Origin of the sequence: [Actinomadura] parvosata subsp. kistnae (genome assembly GCF_900323885.1) — a bacterium.
GTDB lineage: Bacteria > Actinomycetota > Actinomycetes > Streptosporangiales > Streptosporangiaceae > Nonomuraea > Nonomuraea composti.
In genome coordinates, this window is sequence record NZ_OOHJ01000011.1 from 447,800 (window position 1) to 465,934 (window position 18,135).

General features: G+C 73.6%; 15 protein-coding genes. 6 read left to right on the forward strand and 9 right to left on the reverse strand.

Annotated elements, in window-relative coordinates; all coding sequences use genetic code 11:
* Positions 1-25 precede the first annotated feature (25 nt).
* From KIS93_RS12765 to KIS93_RS12790, 6 genes are all read right to left on the reverse strand, one after another.
* Positions 26-511 (reverse strand): Lrp/AsnC family transcriptional regulator, encoded by a 486-nt coding sequence (locus KIS93_RS12765; protein WP_080040260.1) that lies wholly within the window; start codon positions 509-511, stop codon positions 26-28.
* Positions 512-535: 24 nt separating this feature from the next.
* Positions 536-1,129 carry a GTP-binding protein gene (locus tag KIS93_RS12770; protein WP_080040261.1) on the reverse strand — a complete coding sequence of 198 codons (594 nt, stop codon included), beginning with the start codon at positions 1,127-1,129 and terminating at the stop codon, positions 536-538.
* A 258-nt stretch (positions 1,130-1,387) separates the two neighbouring features.
* Entirely contained in the window at positions 1,388-2,254 is an 867-nt protein-coding gene (locus KIS93_RS12775; RefSeq protein ID WP_080040262.1) for a terpene synthase family protein, read from the reverse strand.
* 138 nt (positions 2,255-2,392) lie between these two features.
* Positions 2,393-5,533, reverse strand: coding sequence for a helix-turn-helix transcriptional regulator (locus KIS93_RS12780; protein WP_080040263.1), 3,141 nt, complete (start codon positions 5,531-5,533; stop codon positions 2,393-2,395).
* Positions 5,534-5,626: 93 nt separating this feature from the next.
* Positions 5,627-6,385: a protein phosphatase 2C domain-containing protein gene (locus tag KIS93_RS12785; protein WP_080040264.1), complete on the reverse strand. Its 759-nt coding sequence runs from the start codon at positions 6,383-6,385 to the stop codon at positions 5,627-5,629.
* Between the two features lie 218 nt (positions 6,386-6,603).
* Positions 6,604-7,713: a M24 family metallopeptidase gene (locus tag KIS93_RS12790; RefSeq protein ID WP_186404130.1), complete on the reverse strand. Its 1,110-nt coding sequence runs from the start codon at positions 7,711-7,713 to the stop codon at positions 6,604-6,606.
* A 155-nt stretch (positions 7,714-7,868) separates the two neighbouring features.
* Here KIS93_RS12790 and KIS93_RS12795 point away from each other — a divergent pair, with 155 nt between their 5' ends.
* Positions 7,869-9,077, forward strand: a complete 1,209-nt coding sequence (locus KIS93_RS12795; RefSeq protein WP_080040265.1) for a PP2C family protein-serine/threonine phosphatase — start codon at positions 7,869-7,871, stop codon at positions 9,075-9,077.
* A gap of 129 nt (positions 9,078-9,206) precedes the next feature.
* Positions 9,207-10,103 (forward strand): 5'-3' exonuclease, encoded by an 897-nt coding sequence (locus KIS93_RS12800; protein ID WP_080046917.1) that lies wholly within the window; start codon positions 9,207-9,209, stop codon positions 10,101-10,103.
* Positions 10,104-10,611: 508 nt separating this feature from the next.
* Here KIS93_RS12800 and menD read toward each other — a convergent pair.
* Both menD and KIS93_RS12810 read right to left on the reverse strand, forming a co-directional pair.
* Complete coding sequence (menD, locus tag KIS93_RS12805) at positions 10,612-12,273, reverse strand: 2-succinyl-5-enolpyruvyl-6-hydroxy-3-cyclohexene-1-carboxylic-acid synthase (protein WP_080040266.1); 1,662 nt, start codon at positions 12,271-12,273, stop codon at positions 10,612-10,614.
* Positions 12,270-13,163, reverse strand: coding sequence for an o-succinylbenzoate synthase (locus tag KIS93_RS12810; protein WP_230466315.1), 894 nt, complete (start codon positions 13,161-13,163; stop codon positions 12,270-12,272). The genes menD and KIS93_RS12810 overlap by 4 nt, the downstream gene beginning before the upstream one ends.
* A 100-nt stretch (positions 13,164-13,263) precedes the next feature.
* On the opposite strand from KIS93_RS12810, the gene KIS93_RS12815 reads away from it, so the two are divergent.
* From KIS93_RS12815 to KIS93_RS12825, 3 genes are all read left to right on the forward strand, one after another.
* The gene (locus KIS93_RS12815; RefSeq protein ID WP_080040268.1) at positions 13,264-14,412 is read left to right on the forward strand and encodes an AMP-binding protein; all 1,149 of its coding nucleotides are present in this window, start codon (positions 13,264-13,266) and stop codon (positions 14,410-14,412) included.
* A gap of 43 nt (positions 14,413-14,455) precedes the next feature.
* Complete coding sequence (locus KIS93_RS12820; protein WP_080040269.1) at positions 14,456-14,839, forward strand: hypothetical protein; 384 nt, start codon at positions 14,456-14,458, stop codon at positions 14,837-14,839.
* A 177-nt stretch (positions 14,840-15,016) separates the two neighbouring features.
* Complete coding sequence (locus KIS93_RS12825) at positions 15,017-16,378, forward strand: RNA polymerase sigma factor (RefSeq protein ID WP_080040270.1); 1,362 nt, start codon at positions 15,017-15,019, stop codon at positions 16,376-16,378.
* Positions 16,379-17,003: 625 nt separating this feature from the next.
* Here the strand turns inward: KIS93_RS12825 and KIS93_RS12830 are convergent.
* Positions 17,004-17,381 carry a hypothetical protein gene (locus KIS93_RS12830; RefSeq protein WP_230466316.1) on the reverse strand — a complete coding sequence of 126 codons (378 nt, stop codon included), beginning with the start codon at positions 17,379-17,381 and terminating at the stop codon, positions 17,004-17,006.
* Positions 17,382-17,517: 136 nt separating this feature from the next.
* Between KIS93_RS12830 and KIS93_RS12835 the strand changes: the two genes are divergently transcribed.
* Entirely contained in the window at positions 17,518-18,078 is a 561-nt protein-coding gene (locus KIS93_RS12835; RefSeq protein WP_186404131.1) for a TetR/AcrR family transcriptional regulator C-terminal domain-containing protein, read from the forward strand.
* Positions 18,079-18,135 lie beyond the last annotated feature (57 nt).

Here is an 18,135-nt window from a genome sequence, read left to right on the forward strand (position 1 = left end):
CGCGCCCCGGTGAGTCGCCGTGCGGTCAGGCGGGGCCGTCGGACTCGCCGGACGGGTCCGCGCCGTCGGGGTCGACGTTGGGCGCGCGGTGCTCGTAAGGGGTGCTCAGCACGACCGTGGTGCGGGTCGAGACGTTGGCCGAGGCCCTGATCTGCTGCAGCAGGTCTTCCAGCGCGGCCGGGGAGGCCACCCGCACCTTGAGGATGTAGCTCTCGTCGCCGGCCACGCTGTGGCACGCCTCGATGGCGGCCAGGTGGGCCAGCCGCTCGGGCGCGTCGTCGGGCGCGGCCGGGTCGATCGGCTTGATCGACACGAACGCGGTCAGCGGCAGCCCCACCGCGTCGTGGTCGATGATCGCGGCGTAGCCGCGCACGACCCCGCGCTTCTCCAGGCGGCGTACGCGCTGGTGCACCGCCGACACGGACAGCCCGGTCTCCCGGGCGAGGTCGGTGAAGCTCATGCGGCCGTCGCTGGCCAGCAGCGTGACGATCCGGCGGTCGATCTCCTCCATCGCATCAAAGGTAGCCGGTCATGGTCACGACATGGTCCCGACCGGGGAGGCTCCTCTGCGCATCGCGTGCTCGACCAGGGTGATGAGCACCTCCCTGCCGGAGTCGCGGCGGCGCGCGTCGCAGCGCACGATCGGGATGTCCGGCTCCAGGCCGATCGCCGAGCGCACCTCGCCGACAGTGAAGGGCGAGACGCCGTCGAAGCAGTTCAGGGCCACGATGAACGGCTGGTCGCGCTTCTCGAAGTAGTCGACGGAGGGGAAGCAGTCGTCCAGCCGCCGGGTGTCGGCCAGCACGACCGCGCCCAGCGCGCCCATGGCCAGCTCGTCCCACACGAAGAAGAAGCGCTCCTGGCCCGGCGTGCCGAACAGGTAGAGCATGTAGTCGTTGCGGATCGTGATGCGGCCGAAGTCCATCGCCACGGTGGTGGTGAGCTTGCGCTCGACGCCGGACAGGTCGTCGACGTGGGTGCCCGCCTGGGTGAGCGCCTCCTCCGTACGGAGAGGCCTGGTCTCGGACACGGCGCCGACCATCGTGGTCTTGCCCGCACCGAATCCACCCGCGATCAAGATCTTGATCGCGGTCGGCAGCCGCCAACGGTCTATGCGACCGAATTCCATCCAGCACCGCCCGTACCTATCCCGCGCATGCGCGGCCCCGCCCCTGAGGTGCCGGTCAGTGGCACCTGTCAAGGTTCGCCTGAGAGGGGTCGATCCACATGCCTGGCATCGAGACACCCTAGCAACGCCACATTTTCCACTCAAGCCGCAATCTTTTACAAGAAACAAAATGTCACGGTTTGTCGCCTCAAGCCACTTTTTTCGCGGATCTAACAAGGCTGGTGTCAAGTTTGTCTGTCATGGAATCAGACGAGTCCTTTAGGTGACCCGCTGGTAGTCCGAAATACCGGTCACACCCGCCTGGAACCCGAGGCGTCTGCGCAGGTAGGAAGCCGTACGCGGGCTGTGCGCGCACACCGGCCCGATACGCCGCTCCGCCGCCCGCGCCAGGTCCGCCATCGCGGCCGCCACGTCCGCGCCGTCCACGCCCAGCGCGAGCACGTTCAGATCGCCCCAGCTCAGGTCCCTGCGATAGGAGGCGACGTCGCCGAGCAGATGCAGGTACCGCTGCACCTGCCGGCTGACCGCGCACAGCTCCTCCAGGTGGGCCCTGGCCCAGTCGTCGGCGGTGTAGATCCAGTGCGACAGGTCCACGAAGCACGAGCCGCGGCTGTCGGCGTTGTCCACGTAGCGGGCCAGCGTGGGCACCGTGTTCGTGTCGCGCCACATCCAGGCCGTGGCCATGCCCGCCAGCGTCCGGTCGAGCTGGTCGCGCCAGACGCCCCGCAGGTCGCCGAAGTCGCCGGTGGTGGCCAGCTCGTCGCGCAGGTCCGCCAGGAACCGCGTGGCCGGCGAGCGCGGCACCGCGCCCTCCGCGACCGACAGGCACTCCCTCGTCAGGCGCTCGACCTGCTCCCGGGTGGCCGCCGCGCGATCGACGAGCCGCTCCACCGCCGTCACCCACAGGGCCGCCCTGTTGGCCACCTTCAGCCGGTCCGCGCGATGCCAGGGGGCGCTGAAGGCCGTCGCCAGGGTCAGCGAGCTGAAGAAGTCGGCGCCGAAAGCCGCGCCAGGGAACAGGCCGGCGTACATCTGGGCGCACCGCCGCAGATCCCTGCCGCACTCCGCGGCCAGCGCGCACGTCCTGCCGAGCTCGAACGCCTCGTCCAGCTCGCGGTCCCGCATCCCTACGCGTCCCGCATCCTGGGCCGCTCGATCGGCTCGCGGACCATCGGCGACGTCCCCCCATACCCGGATACACACCTGTGGGGCAATTGTTTCATGATCGTGATCTACCGATCAAGGTATCAGCTGAGTGACCGATCAGCCTGCTTCGCCCGCCGGGAACGACACCTCCGGCCCGTACGCGGCCAGCTTGGCGGCCAGCGCCACCCGCGACCCGATGCCCAGCTTCGTGTAGATCTTGCCCAGGTGGTACTCGACCGTCTTCACGCTGATCAGCAGCTCCCTGGCGATCTGCCGGTTCGTCAGCCCGCCCGCGACCAGCGTGGCCGTGCTGAGCTCCTGCGGGGTGAGCCCGAGCCGGACCGTCGCCGGCGGCTCCAGCCCGCACGCCTCCAGCTCCTGCGCGCACCGCTCCGCCAGCGGGCGCGCCCCCAGCCGGTCGAAGATCGCCCGCGCCGCCCCCAGCCGCTCGGCCGCCGCCCTGCGCCTGCCGGTCCGGCGCAGCAGCCGGCCCAGGTCCAGCAGCGTGCGCGCCTCCTCCAGGGGGCACACGCCCTCCTCGACCAGCTTCAACGCGTACCCGAACGCCTCCTCGGCCTCGGTTGGAACGTTCCGCGCCGCCAGGACCAGCCCACCGAGCCTGACCCGCTCCGCCTGCCTGCGCCGCCGCTCTCCGAACCCGTCGCGGCCCAGCCGCCCGTGGCCAGGCTCAGCGGCGTCCTTCGCCTCCAGCCGCGCGCCCCCGTCCGGCCGGTCCTGGTCGAGGGGATCCAGCCGCCCGTCCCCTCCAGGCCGATCATGGTCGGAGGGGTCAAGCCGGCCGTCCCCTCCAGGCCGGTCCTGGTCGTACGCTTCCAGTGCCCGCTCCGCCTCCTCCAGGCGGCCGTCGGCGACCAGCGCCTCCACCCTGGCGGGGCGCGGATCCGGGACGAAAGCCCCGGCGCCCGCGCAGGAGGCCCCGGCCGGGAGGTCGGCCGCGCCGAGCAGGGCCATGGCCAGGTCCGCCTGCCGCTCCCCCATCGCGTGCCGCATGCCCCGGGCCGCCGAGACGGCCGCCACCGCGTGGGCGAGGGCGCGTTCGTGCTCGCCCTTGGCTTCCAGCGGCGCCACGCAGGCCGCGTCGAGGAGCGGCAGCAGCCAGCGCTGCCCCAGCGCGAACGCCTCCGCCAGGGCCGACTCCGCGTGCGCCACGGCCTCGTCCCAGCGCGCCAGCTCGTGCTCGGCGACCGCGAGCAGCGCCGTGGCCAGCAGCCGGTGGTGCGGCAGCCCCGCCGCGCCCGCGGCGGTCACGGCCCGCTTCAGCACGGCGCACGCCTGGCCCGCCTCGTCGAGGGCCAGGTGCGCCACGGCTTCGGCGAGGCTGCCGGATGGCGCGCCGGCGCCGGATGCCCCTCCCAGCGCCAGCACGTCGTACGGCCTGGCGACCGGCCCCGCGATGGGCTGCTCGATCGACAGGCGCGCCCAGTGCGCCGACTCCGCCCGGTTCCCGGTGACCAGGTGCAGCCAGGCGAGCTGCTCCGCCACGTCGGCGGCGAACCCCGGCTCCGCGTTCCGCCACGCCTCGCCCAGCAGCTCGGACGCCTCGTCGAAGCGCCCGGCGGCCAGCGCGAGCCGGCCCAGCACGTACCGGCGCACCGGCCGCGGGTCGGCGTTGCGCGCGGCGGCGAGCTCGGCCGCGCGGATCACGTCGCCCCCGACGAGGACGTGCTCCAGAACGGCCGTGCGCAGCTCCTCGCGCCGCCCCGGCGACTCGGTGAGACCGGCGGCCAGCTCCAGGTGGGCGGCGGCCTCCTGCCACAGCCCGTGCTGCGCCGCCTTGGCCGCGAACCCCGCCAGCTCCTCCGCCAGCGCCTCGTCCGGCCCGTCCGCCGCGGCGGCCCGGTGCCGCAGCGCCGCCCCGCCGTCGTCGTCGGCCAGCCGGGAGGCGGCCAGGTGCAGCCGCGCCCGCGCGCCCGCGCCGATGCCGTCGTAGGCGGCGGCCCTGGCCAGCGGCTCAGGGAAGTCGACCAGGCGGCCGGGCAGCTCGCGCAGCAACCCGGCCGCGACGGCTTCTTCCAGCGTGTTCAGCGGCTCGTCGATGCCCGTCGCCACGGCCGCCGCCACGTGCAGCGGGCACGGCCCGCCCATGACGGCACAGGCCTCGACCAGCCTCCGCGTGGCGGGGGCGCAGTCGTGCAGGCGACGGGCGAAGGGCCGCCGATAGCTCTCGGGCGCCGGCAGCCGCACGCCGGGGTCGGCGAGCACCGCCGGCGGCAGGACGGCGAGCAGGGCGCGGGCGTGCAGCGGGTTGCCCAGCGTGTGCTCCCGCAACCGCCTCGCCGCCTCCACCACACCCGCGGGCCGCGTCCCGTCCGACCGCAGCGGCTCCGCTCGCGGCGCCTCAGGACATAGCACTTCCAGCGGTGTGCCCCTGAGCGACGCGTACGTCCCGAGTCCTCGATGTCCGGCCGCCAGGGTGGGGTCGGTGGCCAGTTCGGCCAGGTCGGCGGCGCTCAGACCGTCGAGCGTGACGAGCAGCGTGCCGTCGGCGGCGAGCAGCCGCCGCAGGCCGTCGGGCAGCCACGGATCGGCCAGGTCGCGGCACGCCACCAGGACGAGCACCCGACCGGCCCGCAGGTGCCGCAGCACGTAGCTGAGCGCCCGCAGCGACGCCCTGTCCACCCACTGCGCGTCGTCGACGACCACCGCCAGCGTCCCGAACGCCGACAGGCGGGCGACGAGGTCGCACACCGCCTGCCCGGCCACGCACGGATCCACCTCGTACGCCGTCCCGCTCCCCCAAGCGAAAGTCTCTTGAACCGCCCCACTCCCCCGGTCGCCGAGCTCGCGAGCCGCTTCGCTCCCCCAGGCACCAAGCTCACGAGCCGCCCCATTCCCCCCGGCGGCAAGCCCATGTGCCGCTTCGCTCCCCCATGCGGCGAGCCCAGGTGCCGCCTCCGACCCCTCGGCCGGATGCCGGCCGGCTCCATCCATCCCGCCGATCGGCCGATGGTCCGCCGCGCCGGTTCCTCCGCCCGGAAGGTCGCTCGTTCCGGGGTCCAGCAGGGCCGCCTCGTCCATGAGCTGCCGGATGACGCCGAGCCTGAGTCCCCGTTCGCTCTCCTCGCCGCTGACCGCCAGCACCCGCACGCTCGCCTCCCCGCCGAGCGCGTGGTGGATGAGCGCGGTCTTGCCGATGCCCTCGGGCCCTTCGACCACGGCCCTCCTGGCGGCTCCTGTGCCTGCCGCGCGCAGTTCCGCGCGCAGTGAGGCGAGCTCCGCCGTTCTGCCGACGAACATGCGCCCTCCCTCCGCCGGCCCTCAGAATCCCAGAGTGGCGGAGACAGCGCCTGATACACGTCGGACCGCACCTCAGGCCCGGCGGGGCGCGATTCAGTGCGGCAGCCGCCCCCACACGGCGGTGGCGTCGTCGTGACGCTTGCCGCGCGCCGGCCCGCGAGCCGCCTCCAGCTCCCGCACCGCCCCGATCACCGCCTGCGGGCCGCGCCCGGCCAGTACGTCGAGGAGGCACTCCCAGCTCCACCCGTACCAGTCGCACAGCCGCGTCACCCCGTCGGTGCACACGCCGACCCCGCGCACGTCGCGGGCGTCCAGCTCGCCGGTGACGCTCTGCCTGGCCGCCTCGGGCCGGGCGCCCGCCACCCAGAACCCGCCGGGCGCGTTCCGCATCCGCCGGACCAGCTCCAGGCTGTACGGCCGCCCGCCCGGCAGCCGTTCCAGCCGGTCGTCGCTCACCGCCAGGGCCGTGCCGTCCGCCCGCGCGAACGCCACCGTCGAGTCGCCCAGCACGAGGTACTCGACCCGCGCGCGGGCCCGCACGAGGGCGACCGTCGCGGACGGCGAGTCGGGGTTGCCGAGGTCGCAGGCTCCCCCGTGCGCCGCCCCGGTGACCTCGATGGCCGACTCCAGCACCGCCGCCAGGGACGCCCCGTCGTCGGCGGCGAGGCGGGCGGCCAGCGCTCCCCCGAGCCGCCCCACCAGCCAGGCGACGTCGTGCACGCAGCCGCTGTCGACCCCGGCCGCGGCGGTGGCCCCGTCGAGGACGACGATCCAGGACGGCCCGGCGATCACCAGGTCCTCGTTGGGCCGCTCCGAGCCGGGCCTGGTGGCGTACGTGATCTCCGCGAACATGACAGCGACTGTGCCACAGCCGCCCACCCCGCCCACACGCCACGCCCCCAACACGCCCGCACCCCGCCCGACCTGCCGGCATCCCGCGCCGGCAGCGTTCGCAACGAGGCCACGCCGGACGCGCTGAACAGGGCGCATCCGGGGTGGGGGCGCGGGGCCTTGCGCACAGTGCGGCGGGGCACAGGCGTGCGGCGTTCTGGGGCGCGGGCCCGAAGCGGCTAGACGATCACCAGCTCGCGCGGCGTGTTGTTCATCCGCTCCCCACCGCTCTCCGTGCACACCACGATGTCCTCGATCCGGGCCCCGTGCCGCCCCGGCAGGTAGATGCCCGGCTCCACCGAGAACGCGAACCCGGGCTCCAGCGGCTCGCCGTTGCCGGCCACGATGTACGGCTCCTCGTGCGTCTCGATGCCGATGCCGTGCCCGGTGCGGTGGATGAAGTACTCGCCGTAGCCGGCGTCGGCGATGATCCGGCGGGCGGCGGCGTCGATGGACTCGCACGACACCCCGGGCCGCACCGCCGCGCAGGCCGCCTCCTGGGCCTGGCGCAGCACCTCGTAGTAGGCGGCGAACTCGGCCGGCGGCTCGCCGACGCTGTAGGTGCGCGTGGAGTCGGAGCAGTAGCCGTTGTGGAGCTGGCCGCCGATGTCGACGACGACCGGCTCGCCCGCCTGGATGACGCGGTCGGACACGTCGTGGTGGGGGCTGGCGCCGTTGGGGCCGGAGGCGACGATGACGAAGTCGACCGTCTGGTGCCCGGAGGCGAGGATCGCCTCGGTGATGTCTCGGGCCACCTCGCGCTCGGTGCGCCCGGCGCGCAGGAATTCGGGCACCTGCCGGTGCACGGCGTCGATGGCCTGCCCGGCCTCGCGCAGCGCCGCCGCCTCGGCGGGCGACTTGCGCATGCGCAGCTCCCGCAGGACGCTGCCGGCCAGCACCTGCTCGGCCTCGGGCAGCACCTCGCGGAAGCGCAGCGACGACATGGCCCACATGCGGTCGGCCAGCCCGACCTTGCCGACCCGGCCGAGGCGCGCCGCCGCGATCGCGTACGGGTCGTCGGTCTCGTCCCAGGCCACGAACTCCAGCCCCAGCCGGGAGGCGGGCGACGCCTGCGCGGCGGGCAGCTCGAGGCGGGGCACCATCATGTACGCCTCACCGGACGCGGGCACCACGAGGCACGTCAGCCGCTCCAGCGGCTTGGCGTCGTAGCCGCTGACGTAACGCAAATCGGGGCCGGGCGTGAGCAGCAGGGCGTCGAGGCCGGCCTTGGCGGTGGCCTCCTGGACGGCGGCGAGACGGGACACGGGATACAGGTCTGAGGACGTCACAGGCTCAATCTACTCCGGACGGGACGCCCAAAATCCGCTCCTAAAATCCACGGAAAATCGCACCATGCACCAAGCCTCCACTACACACCGTTCACGATCGATCACGTAGTGTGGGGCCAATTGTCGGATTCCATCGCGCGTCGAGAGTGAGACACATGGTCGACGTCATAGGCGCGGCCGAGCTGCTCGGGCACGAGAGCGACGCCGAGATGCTCGCCGTACGGCTGGCGCACGCCCAGCGGCTCGGCAACATGGGCTGGGCCGAATGGCACCTGCACACAGGGGAGACGATCTGGTCGGACCAGGTGTACGTGATCTTCGGCCGCGACCCGGGCGAGGGCCCCATCGCCCTGCCCGACCTGGCCGAGCACGTCGAGCCCGGCGACGTGGCCACGCTCGACCGCCTGATGTGGTCGGTCGTGCAGAGCGTCGAGCCGGTGCAGGCCGAGTTCCGCATCCGCCGCGGGCCCGGCTCCGCCGACCTGCGTGACCTGCGCGTCGTCCTGGAGCCGCTGACGGGCCCGGAGGGCACGATCGGCATGCACGGCGTCATCCAGGACATCACGGGCCGCCGCCGCGCCGAGCGCATGGTCTCGGAGTCGCGCCGCCAGCTCTTGGAGGCCCGCGAGCGGGCCGCCGAGGACCGCCACGTCATGCTCGCGCTGCGCGAGGCGATCCTGCCCGAGCCGGACGGCTGCCTCGACCTGCCGCGGACGAGGATCGCGGTCCGGTACGTACCGGCGGAGAAGACCGCGAACCTGGGCGGCGACTGGTTCGAGGCCGCGCCCGCCCCGGACGGCCGCCAGCTCCTCGCCATCGGGGACGTCTCCGGCCACGGCCTGCCCGCGATCTCCCGCATGGCCCAGCTCCGCCACGCCCTCGTCGGCCTCGCCATGACGGGGCAGGCCGCGAACCGGCTGCTCGACTGGCTGAACGAGCTCGTCCTGCACCAGCTCAAGGACACCACCGCCACCGCGATCATCGGCCACTTCGACCCGCGGACCCGGGTGTTCGCGTGGGGCCAGGCGGGCAACCTGTCGCCCATCCTGGTGCGCGACGGCGTGGCCAGCCAGCTTCCGCAACCCCGGGGCGTGCTGCTGGGGGCGGCGTCCGGCAGCCCGTACGAGCTGGCGACCACCCGGCTGCAGCCGGGCGACCTGCTGCTGATGTTCACGGACGGGCTGGTGGAGCGGCGCACCCGCGACATCGACGTGGGCCTCGACCTGGCCATGTCGGCCGCGCGCAAGCTGGAGGGCCACGACCTGGACGGCGGCCTCGACCGCCTGCTCGCCGACATCGGCGGCCCCAACCCGGAGGACGACGCCTGCCTGCTGGCGGTGGGGGTGCTGGGCGGTCCGGACTGAGGCGGCCGGACTGAGGCGGCCGGACTGAGGCGGCCGGACTGAGGCGGCCGGACTGAGGCGGGCGGGCTGAGGCGGGCGGGATGAGGGGGCCCGCCGGCCTGCGGGAAGTGCCACCATGGACGGGTGCTGATGCTTCTGGACACCCCGTCCCTCTACTTCCGCGCCTTCTTCGGCATCCCGGAGTCGATCAAGGCTCCCGACGGCTCGCCGGTCAACGCGGTACGCGGGCTCATCGACATGATCGCCACCCTCGTGCGCCAGCACCAGCCCGCGGCGCTGGCGGCCACCATGGACGCCGACTGGCGGCCCGCGTTCCGGGTGGCGGCGATCCCGACGTACAAGGCGCACCGCGTCGCGCACGGCGACACCGAGGAGGTGCCGGAGGCGCTCGTCCCGCAGATCGCGGTCATCCAGGACGTGCTCGACGCCCTAGGCATCGCCCGCCTCGAGTCGCCCGGCTACGAGGCCGACGACGTGATCGGCACCCTCACTCACCAGGCCGGCGACGGCGCCGTCGACATCGTCACCGGCGACCGTGACCTGTTCCAGCTCGTGGACGACTCCCGTCCGGTGCGCGTCCTCTACACCGCGCGCGGCATCCGCAACCTGCAGATCGTGGACGAGGCGTTCGTCACCGCCAAGTACGGCGTGCCGGGCCGCGCCTACGCCGACTTCGCCACCCTGCGAGGCGACCCCAGCGACGGGCTGCCGGGCGTGCCCGGGGTCGGCGAGAAGACCGCCGCCGCCCTCATCACCCGCTTCGGCTCGCTGCCCGCTCTGCTGGAGGCCCTCGACGCGGGCGTCACGGACGGCTTCCCTGCGGGCAGCCGCACCCGCCTGGCCGCCGCCCGCGACTACCTGGCCGCGGCGCCCGCGGTCGTCAAGGTCGCCCCGGACGCGCCGCTCCCCGACGTGGACCTGACCCTGCCCGCCAAACCCCGCGACCCGGAGGCGCTCGTCCGCCTCGCCGACCGCTACGGCCTGGACAGCCCGCTCAACCGCCTCCTGGACGCCCTCGGCCGCTGACCCGCCCCTCGGTCCCCCTCAGCCACCGACCCGCCCCTTCGGCCTCCCTCGGCCGCTCTCAGCCACCGACCCACCCCCTTGGCCGCCCTCGACGTCCTCGGCCGCTGACCCCTTGGCCGCGATCCGCCTCGACTCGCCGACCGCTTTGCGCCGAGCTCCACCGCACACCGCCCCGCCGACCCGGCGCCACGAGAGAGCCCCGGGGCAGGTGAAGCCGCCGGCAACGAGCCGAGGCGGGAGGCCCGAAGCGGGAGGCCTGACGCGGGAGGCCCGAGGTGAGGGCCGAGGCGGGAAGCCATGCCGGGAGGCCCTGCCACGGGCCCTACCAGGAGGCCGTGCCGGGAGGCCCCGCCGGAAGGCCCCGCCCAGAGGCCCCGCCGGGACGCCATACCAGGAGGCCCTGCCACGGGCCCTACCAGGAGGCCCTGCCGGGAAGCCCCGCCCGGAGGCCCAGGTGGGTGGGGTCGAAGGGCGGGCGCAGGCGGTGGGCCGGGAGGGGCGGGCCGCGTCAGGGGGCGAGGTAGGAGCGGACGGCGTCCTGGGCCGCGTCCCGGAGCCGGGCGTGCACCAGCACGTTCTCCTCCCGGTCCGTCCGCACCTCCACGATCCGGGGCCCTTCCCCTCGCAACGCCTTCGGCAGGTCGCCGATGTCCCCCACCAGCGTGTACGGCGTCCCGGTGGCGGCGGCCACGTACCCGAGGTCCACACCGTGCGGCGTCCCGAAGACCCGCTCGAACGGATCCCGGACGGCGGCCTGCGGCAGCAGCGAGAAGATGCCGCCCCCGTCGTTGTTGACGACGACGTAGCAGATGTCGGGCCGCGGCTCGCGGGGCCCGAGGATGAGCCCGTTCTGGTCGTGCAGGAACGACAGGTCGCCGAGCAGCGCGTACGACGGCCCGTTGTGCGCGAGGGCGGCCCCCATGGCGGTGGAGACGAGCCCGTCGATGCCGGAGGCGCCGCGGTTGGCCATGAGGCGGATGCCGCGCCGGGGCCGCATGGCCTGGTCGAGGTCGCGGATGGGCATGGAGGAGCCGCAGAACAGCAGGGCGCCGTTGGGCAGGGCGTCGACGAGGTCTCTGGCCAGGCGCGGCTCGCTGGTGCCGGACAGGTCGAGGACCTCGTCCATGGCGGTGCGGACGGCGAGGTCGGCCTGGCGCCAGGCGTGCAGCCAGGAGTCGTCGCCGGAGGCGACGGGGATCTCGACGGCCTGGGCGACCTGGGTGGCGGAGCGGGTGGGGTCGGGCCAGCGGTCGAGGTCGGGGGCGACGACGATGTGCTCTTCGGCCCGCCGCAGCCACGACAGCAGCGGCCGCGACAGGCCGGGCCGGCCCAGGGTGACGACGACGTCGGGCCGGTGCGTGTCGGCGAACTCGGGCGTGCTGAGCAGGTAGTGGTAGGTGGAGATGGCGTGGTCGCCGTAGCGGGCGCCGCCGTTCGGCTCGGACAGGACGGGCCAGCCGGCCATGCCGGCGGCGGCGACGTAGCGGCGCACGTTGGCGGCGCCGTCGCCGACGACGAGGACGCCCCGCCTGGTGGGCGGGATGTGCAGGGCGATGGGCGGGGGCGCGACGCGGGCCCGCACCCACGGCCCGGAGACGCCGCCGTCGAGCGGCTCGCACCAGGCGGTGTCGCCGTCGGGGATCAGCGGCTCGCGGAAGGCGAGGTTGAGGTGCACGGGGCCGGGGTTGCCGGCGCCGGCGGCGCGCTGGTAGGCGCGGCAGGCCAGGGAACGCCAGTAGGCGACCTGCCCGGGACGGTCCTCGGGGACGCCGACCTCGGCGAACCAGCGGGTGGCGGCGCCGAACAGCTTGATCTGGTCGATCGTCTGGTTGGCGCCGGTGCCGCGCAGCTCGGGCGGGCGGTCGGCGGTGAGCACGAGCAGCGGTACGCCCGATTCGCCGGCCTCGATGACGGCCGGGTGGAAGTTCGCGGTGGCGGTGCCGGAGGAGCAGATGAGCGCGACGGGCCGCTCGGAGCGCTTGGCGAGGCCGAGGGCGAGGTAGGAGGCGGAGCGCTCGTCCACACGCACGTGCAGGCGGACCCGGGACTCGGCGTGCAGGGCGAGCGCGAGCGGGGCGGAGCGGGAGCCGGGGGCCAGCACCACGTCGGTCAGGCCGCAGCGCACCAGCTCGTCGACCAGTACGGTGGCCAGCGCGGTAGCGGGGTTCAACGTGAGGCCTCCTGCATCCGGCGAAGCCACTGGGGAGATTCAATCTCAAAAGCCGACAAATACTGAAAATCTACCGGGGGGCGCCTGACCGCCAGCCGGCCGTCCACCGGCACCAGCGGGTCCGCCACCACGTCGCCCGACAGCAGCGACACCGTGCCGAGCCCGCACGCGTACGGCAGCGCCGGCAGCGCCGCCGCCAGCGCTAACCCGGCCGCGAGCCCCACGGACGTCTCGACGGCGCTGGACACCACGGCCGGCAGCCCGCACGCCTCCACCACGCGCAGCGCGGCGCGCACCCCGCCCAGCGGCTGCACCTTGACCACGGCGATGTCGGCGGCCTCGGCCGCGCGCACCCGCAGCGGGTCGTCGGCGCGGCGGATCGACTCGTCGGCCGCGATGGGCACGTCGCAGGCCCGCCGCACGGCCGCCAGCTCGTCGAGCGTGGCGCACGGCTGCTCGGCGTACTCCAGGTCGAAGCGGTCGAGCCGCTTGAGCCTGCGCACGGCCTCGCCGGGCTCCCAGGCGCCGTTGGCATCGACGCGCAGCCGCCCGGAGGGGCCGAGCGCGTCGCGGACGGCCTCGACCCTGGCGAGGTCGTCGTCGAACGTCTGCCCCCGCTCGGCCACCTTGACCTTGGCCGTGGCGCAGCCCGAGCGGCGCACGATCTCGTGGGCCGACTCGGGGTCAACCGCGGGGACGGTCGCGTTCACCGGCACGCTGTCGCGTACCGGCTCGGGCCAGCCCTCGAAGGCCGCCTCGCGCGCGCACGCCAGCCACCGGGCGCTCTCGCGCGGGCCGTATTCGGGGAACGGCGAGAACTCGCCCCACCCCGCCGGGCCGTGCAGCAGCACCCCTTCCCTGACGGTCTGCCCCCGGAACCGCGTGCGCATCGGGATCCTGAAGACTCTGGGACCCGCTGGAGCCACGGGAGAACGCGTCACGACCCTCCCCTGCGCCGCTGTCCGACCTGTCGCCATTAACCTTACGAGCATGTGGAGGAACCCGTCGCATCCGGACCGTCCGCTGCATGCCATTGTGCAGCCTCCGGGCCCCGCCCTGTTCGCGGCCGTGCGCGACGCCCTGTCCGGTGACGGGCCCGCGGTCCTCCCCCTGTCCCCCGGCCACGCCGGCGCGGCGGTGGCCGCCCTGCGTCCCACGCACGCCGACGGCGTCCCGCTCCACGGCGGCGAGGGCGTGCCCGGCGACGTGGCGGTGGTGATCGCCACCAGTGGCAGCACCGGCGCGCCCAAGGGCGTGCTGCTCTCCGCCGCCGCCCTGCGCGCCTCGGCGGCGGCCTCGCTGCGCCGCGTCGAGGCCGCCGAGGGCGAGCGCTGGCTGTGCTGCCTGCCCGTCGCGCACGTCTCCGGCCTCCAGGTCCTGGTACGCGCCCTGCTGTCCGGCAGCGAGCCCATCATCCATCCGGCGTTCGACCCCGGCGCGGTGCTGCGCTCGGGCGCCGACCACGTCTCCCTCGTGCCCACCCAGCTCCACCGGCTGGTGGAGGCGGGAGCCGACCTGTCGGTGTTCAGGACGATCGTGCTCGGCGGCGCCGCCGCCCCTCCCGGCCTGCTGGAGCGCGCCAGGGAGCGGGGCGCGCGCATCGTGACCACGTACGGGTCGAGCGAGACGAGCGGCGGCTGCGTGTACGACGGGCGGCCCCTCGACGGCGTGGACGTCAAGATCGGCGAGGACGGCCTGATCAGGATCGCGGGCCCGGTGCTGTTCTCCGGTTACCGCTTCGGCGTGCCCGCCGCCCCGTTCGACGGCGGCTGGTTCGTCACCTCCGACCTCGGCGAGCTGCGCGAGGGCCGGCTGCGCGTGCTGGGCCGGGCCGACGACGTCATCAACACCGGCGGCGAGAAGGTCGTGGCCGGCGCCGTGACCGACGTGCTGCGCACCCACCCGGAGGTCGCCGACGCGGCCGTGATCGGCACGCCGGACCGCGAATGGGGCGAGCTGGTCACCGCCGTCGTCGTGCCCGCCAACCCCGGCACACCGCCCACGCTTGAGCAATTGAGGGCGTACTGCCGCGATAGGCTTCCCCCTCACGCCGCCCCGCGCGACCTGCGGCTCGTCCCCGCACTGCCCCTGCTGCCCAACGGCAAGACCGATCTGGTACGGCTGAGGGCAGGAACCTGACGAGTTGCGGCTGCGTCATATTGGGGAGAAGGAGGGAGCCTTCATGGACCAGACCCGCAAGATGTGGGCATCCGCGGCCGTCGTCGGCGTCATCGTCGTCGGGGGCGCCTCAGTCGCGGCGGCCGCCTCGGCGGGCAAGCTCGACCAGGTCGCGAGGGAGACCCGAGCCGTGGTGGAGAAGGCGTCGCCGTCCGGTGAGCAGCAGGCCCCGGCCCCCAAGAGCACCAGCGACGACGGCGTCGTGGTCTCCACCGAGGTCAACCCCGACCCGCGCGAGGTCATCGACTACTGGACCGACGAGCGGATGGAGGACGCCGAGCCCATGCCGATGCCCGAAGTGACGCCCGGCCAGTTCGAGGTCGGGCCCGAGCAGGTCGAGTCCGGCCCTGGGGGCACCGTGTCCGGGCAGACCGAGCCCGCGGAATAGACCTGCCGCAGGGGTGGTTCCGCACAAGGGGCGAACCGCCCCTTTTTCATCTCGCAGGGGCGTACGGGAACAAATGACGGCGATTGGCGTTATTGATACTGGTGCGCCGTGCGGACGCGAAACCGCCCCACCACAACCTGCCTGATCGCTTCCACTCCGTACGGAGGAGGTGTCCTCATGCCCAGAACCGCCGTGGCGACCCCACCCGCAACTCTCGACCAGCTGATTGAACGAGGGCGAGCCCAGGGTCACCTTTCTCTGGCGGAGCTGCGTGACGCATTCGCCGAGGCCGGCATCAGCCCCTCTGAAGGCCGCACGATCCTGCGCGAGCTGTCAGAGGCCGGCGTGAGCCTGGCCGCCGAGAACGAGCCGTCTCTCAGCACCACCGCCCCGAAGAAGACCCAGAAGAAGCCGGCCACCGCCAAGAAGACGACCTCGCGGGTAAAGACTACCGGCCGCAAGGCCGGCGAGGCAAAAACCTCCGCTCCCAGCGGAACCGCCGCCGCCGCCAAGGCCGTGACGCCGCCCGAGGCCAAGCCCGAGCACGAGGAGGACGTCCCCGACGACCTCGTCCTGAGCGAGGACGCCGAGCTGGACAACGAGCCGCTCGACCTGGACGACACGCAGTCCGTCATGGGCGACTCCGTGCACACCTACCTCAAGTCCATCGGCCGCCGCACCCTGCTCACCGCCGCCCAGGAGGTCGAGCTGGCCCGGCGCATCGAGGCCGGGCTGTACGCCGAGTACAAGCTGGAGACCCAGCCCGACCTGCCCCCGTCCGTCCAGGAGGACCTGCACCTCGTGGTCGAGGACGGCCGGCAGGCCAAGGACCACATGCTGGAGGCCAACCTGCGGCTCGTGGTCTCGGTCGCCAAGAAGTACACCGACCGCGGCATGTCGCTGCTGGACGTCGTCCAGGAGGGCAACCTCGGGCTGATCAGGGCCGTGGAGAAGTTCGACTACACCAAGGGCTTCAAGTTCTCCACGTACGCCATGTGGTGGATCAGGCAGGCCATCCAGCGCGGCTTCGCCGACTCGGCCCGCACCATCCGGCTGCCCGTGCACGTGCTGGAGATGCTCTCCAAGCTGTCGCGCGTCGAGCGCGACATGCACCAGCGCCTCGGCCGCGAGCCCACGCCCGAGGAACTGGCCGTCGAGCTCGACAAGACCCCCGACCAGATCGAGGAGCTGCTGCGCACCAGCCGCCAGCCGATCTCGCTGAACGCGACGATCGGCGAGGACGGCGAGACCACGATCGGCGACCTCATCGAGGACGTCGACTCCCCCGAGGCGTCCGAGATCGTCGACCGCCAGCTCCTGGGCGACCAGCTCCGGGGCGTGCTCGACAACCTCTCGCCGCGCGAGTCCAAGATCATGGCGCTGCGCTTCGGCCTGGTGGACGGCAAGCCGCACACCCTCGACGAGATCGGCAAGCACCTGGGGCTGACCCGGGAGCGGATCCGGCAGCTCGAGAAGGAGTCGCTGTCCAAGCTCCGCCACCCGAGCAACACCCGCCCCCTGCTCGACTGGGCCAGCTGACCCCGTGCCCGGCCCCCTCGGCCGGGCCCGAACACGCGCGAGCCCCGGCACCTCCCATCGGCGCCGGGGCTCTCGCGCGTCCCACACGTCTTTCGGGGGCCCGCCGTCACGGGAGACGACGCACCCCGAGGAGGGCACCTCGTCTCGGACGGCGCATCGCTCTCGCGGGAGGCGCACCGCCGCAAGGGCATCTCACCTCGGAGAGCGCGCCGCTCGGGAGGCGCGCGATCGCAGGAGCCGCGCCCACGCACGGACGTGCCCTCGCACGGGCGCACCGCTCGCAGAAGGCGCGCCGTCACACGGGCGCCCCACCACTCGGGCGCGTGCCGCCGTCACGGGCGCACCGCCACACGGGCGCGTGCCACCGTCACGGGCGCGCCCTCGCAGGAGGCACGGCGCGCGGCGTGGTGCCATGTGGGCACAGCGTGCCACGCCAACCGGGCACGCACCGCCAACCGTGGCATGCACCGCCATACGTGACACGCTGCGCCCTGAATGGCGTGCACAACACATGGCATGCGCCGTCTCACTCGGCGCGCTGTCGCCAGAATGGCCCGCCGTCTGAGGGCGAGCCACCATCTGGGGGCAGGCCGTCGTCTGAGGGCGGGCGAGTTGCCTGGTCGGGTCAGGCGGTGGCGGGCAACGGGCGCGGGACGCGGGGGATGCCCCAGAGGCGGTTGTCCTCGCGGAGGGTGCGCAGCCGCTCGACCTCGGCCGTCCACATGGCCCCCGCCGGCGTCGCCTTGGCCTTGCGGCGGGCGATCCGGTCGTCGTAGGCCTTGACCCCGAACGTGGCCCGCTGCCCCGCCTCGGCGGCCCTCAGGGCCTCCGTGAGCGCCTTGTCGAACGCCCGCCCGGCCGCGAGCAGCTCGATCTCGTCGGCCCCGGCGGCGCGCAGCTCACGCAGCGTCTGCTCGGCCTGCCTGGCCTTGTCGAGCAACTCGGGGAAGCTCTTGGAGATCTCCTGGTCCGCGTGGTAGCGGACCTCTGCCTCCCGGCTCACCCGCGGACGGAAAAACGCCATCGACCCGGCCCTTTCAAAGCTGTCGGTACTCGTTCAACCGCCTAGCGTACGCCGTCGCGCGACACGGGCGGAAATCGCCCCGGAGCGAGCGCCTTTACATAGTAAGATGATCACCATGCCCGCCAAGAGACCGCCGGTGCCCCTGTCCCGCGAGCGCATCATCGAGGCCGCACTCCACATCGCCGACAGCCAGGGCCTGCGCAGGCTCACGATGCGCCGGCTGGGCGACGCTCTCCAGGTGGAGGCGATGGCCATCTACCACCACCTGCCCCGCGGCAAGGAGGCGCTGATGGACGCCCTGGCCGAGCACGTCACGGCCGTGCACGTCGAGCAGGGCCCCACCTGGCAGGAGACGGCCAAGGCGTGGTGCCGGGCCAGCAGGGAGCTGCTGCGCGACCATCCGGGCGTCCTGGCGCTGGCGCTCACCAAGCCGCCCAAGGGCGCCACGGCGCTCGCGATCAGGGAGCAGGTCGAGCAGCTCGCCGACGGCGGCCTGGACGGCGCGGCGGAGGCCGTGCGGGCGCTGCGGGCGTTCGTGTTCGGGAGCGTGGCGGTGGAGGTGCAGCAATCAGGCTGGGCCGACCCGGAAGTTGATGAATGGGTCAGACGGGACGAAAGAGCCGATTTGGACTTCGAGCGCGGACTCGACGCTCTTCTCAAGGGATTGCAAACGTGATGCGCGTGTCGCGCTTGGCCCGTTATCCTGCATAAGGCACGCTGTGTCGAAGGTCAC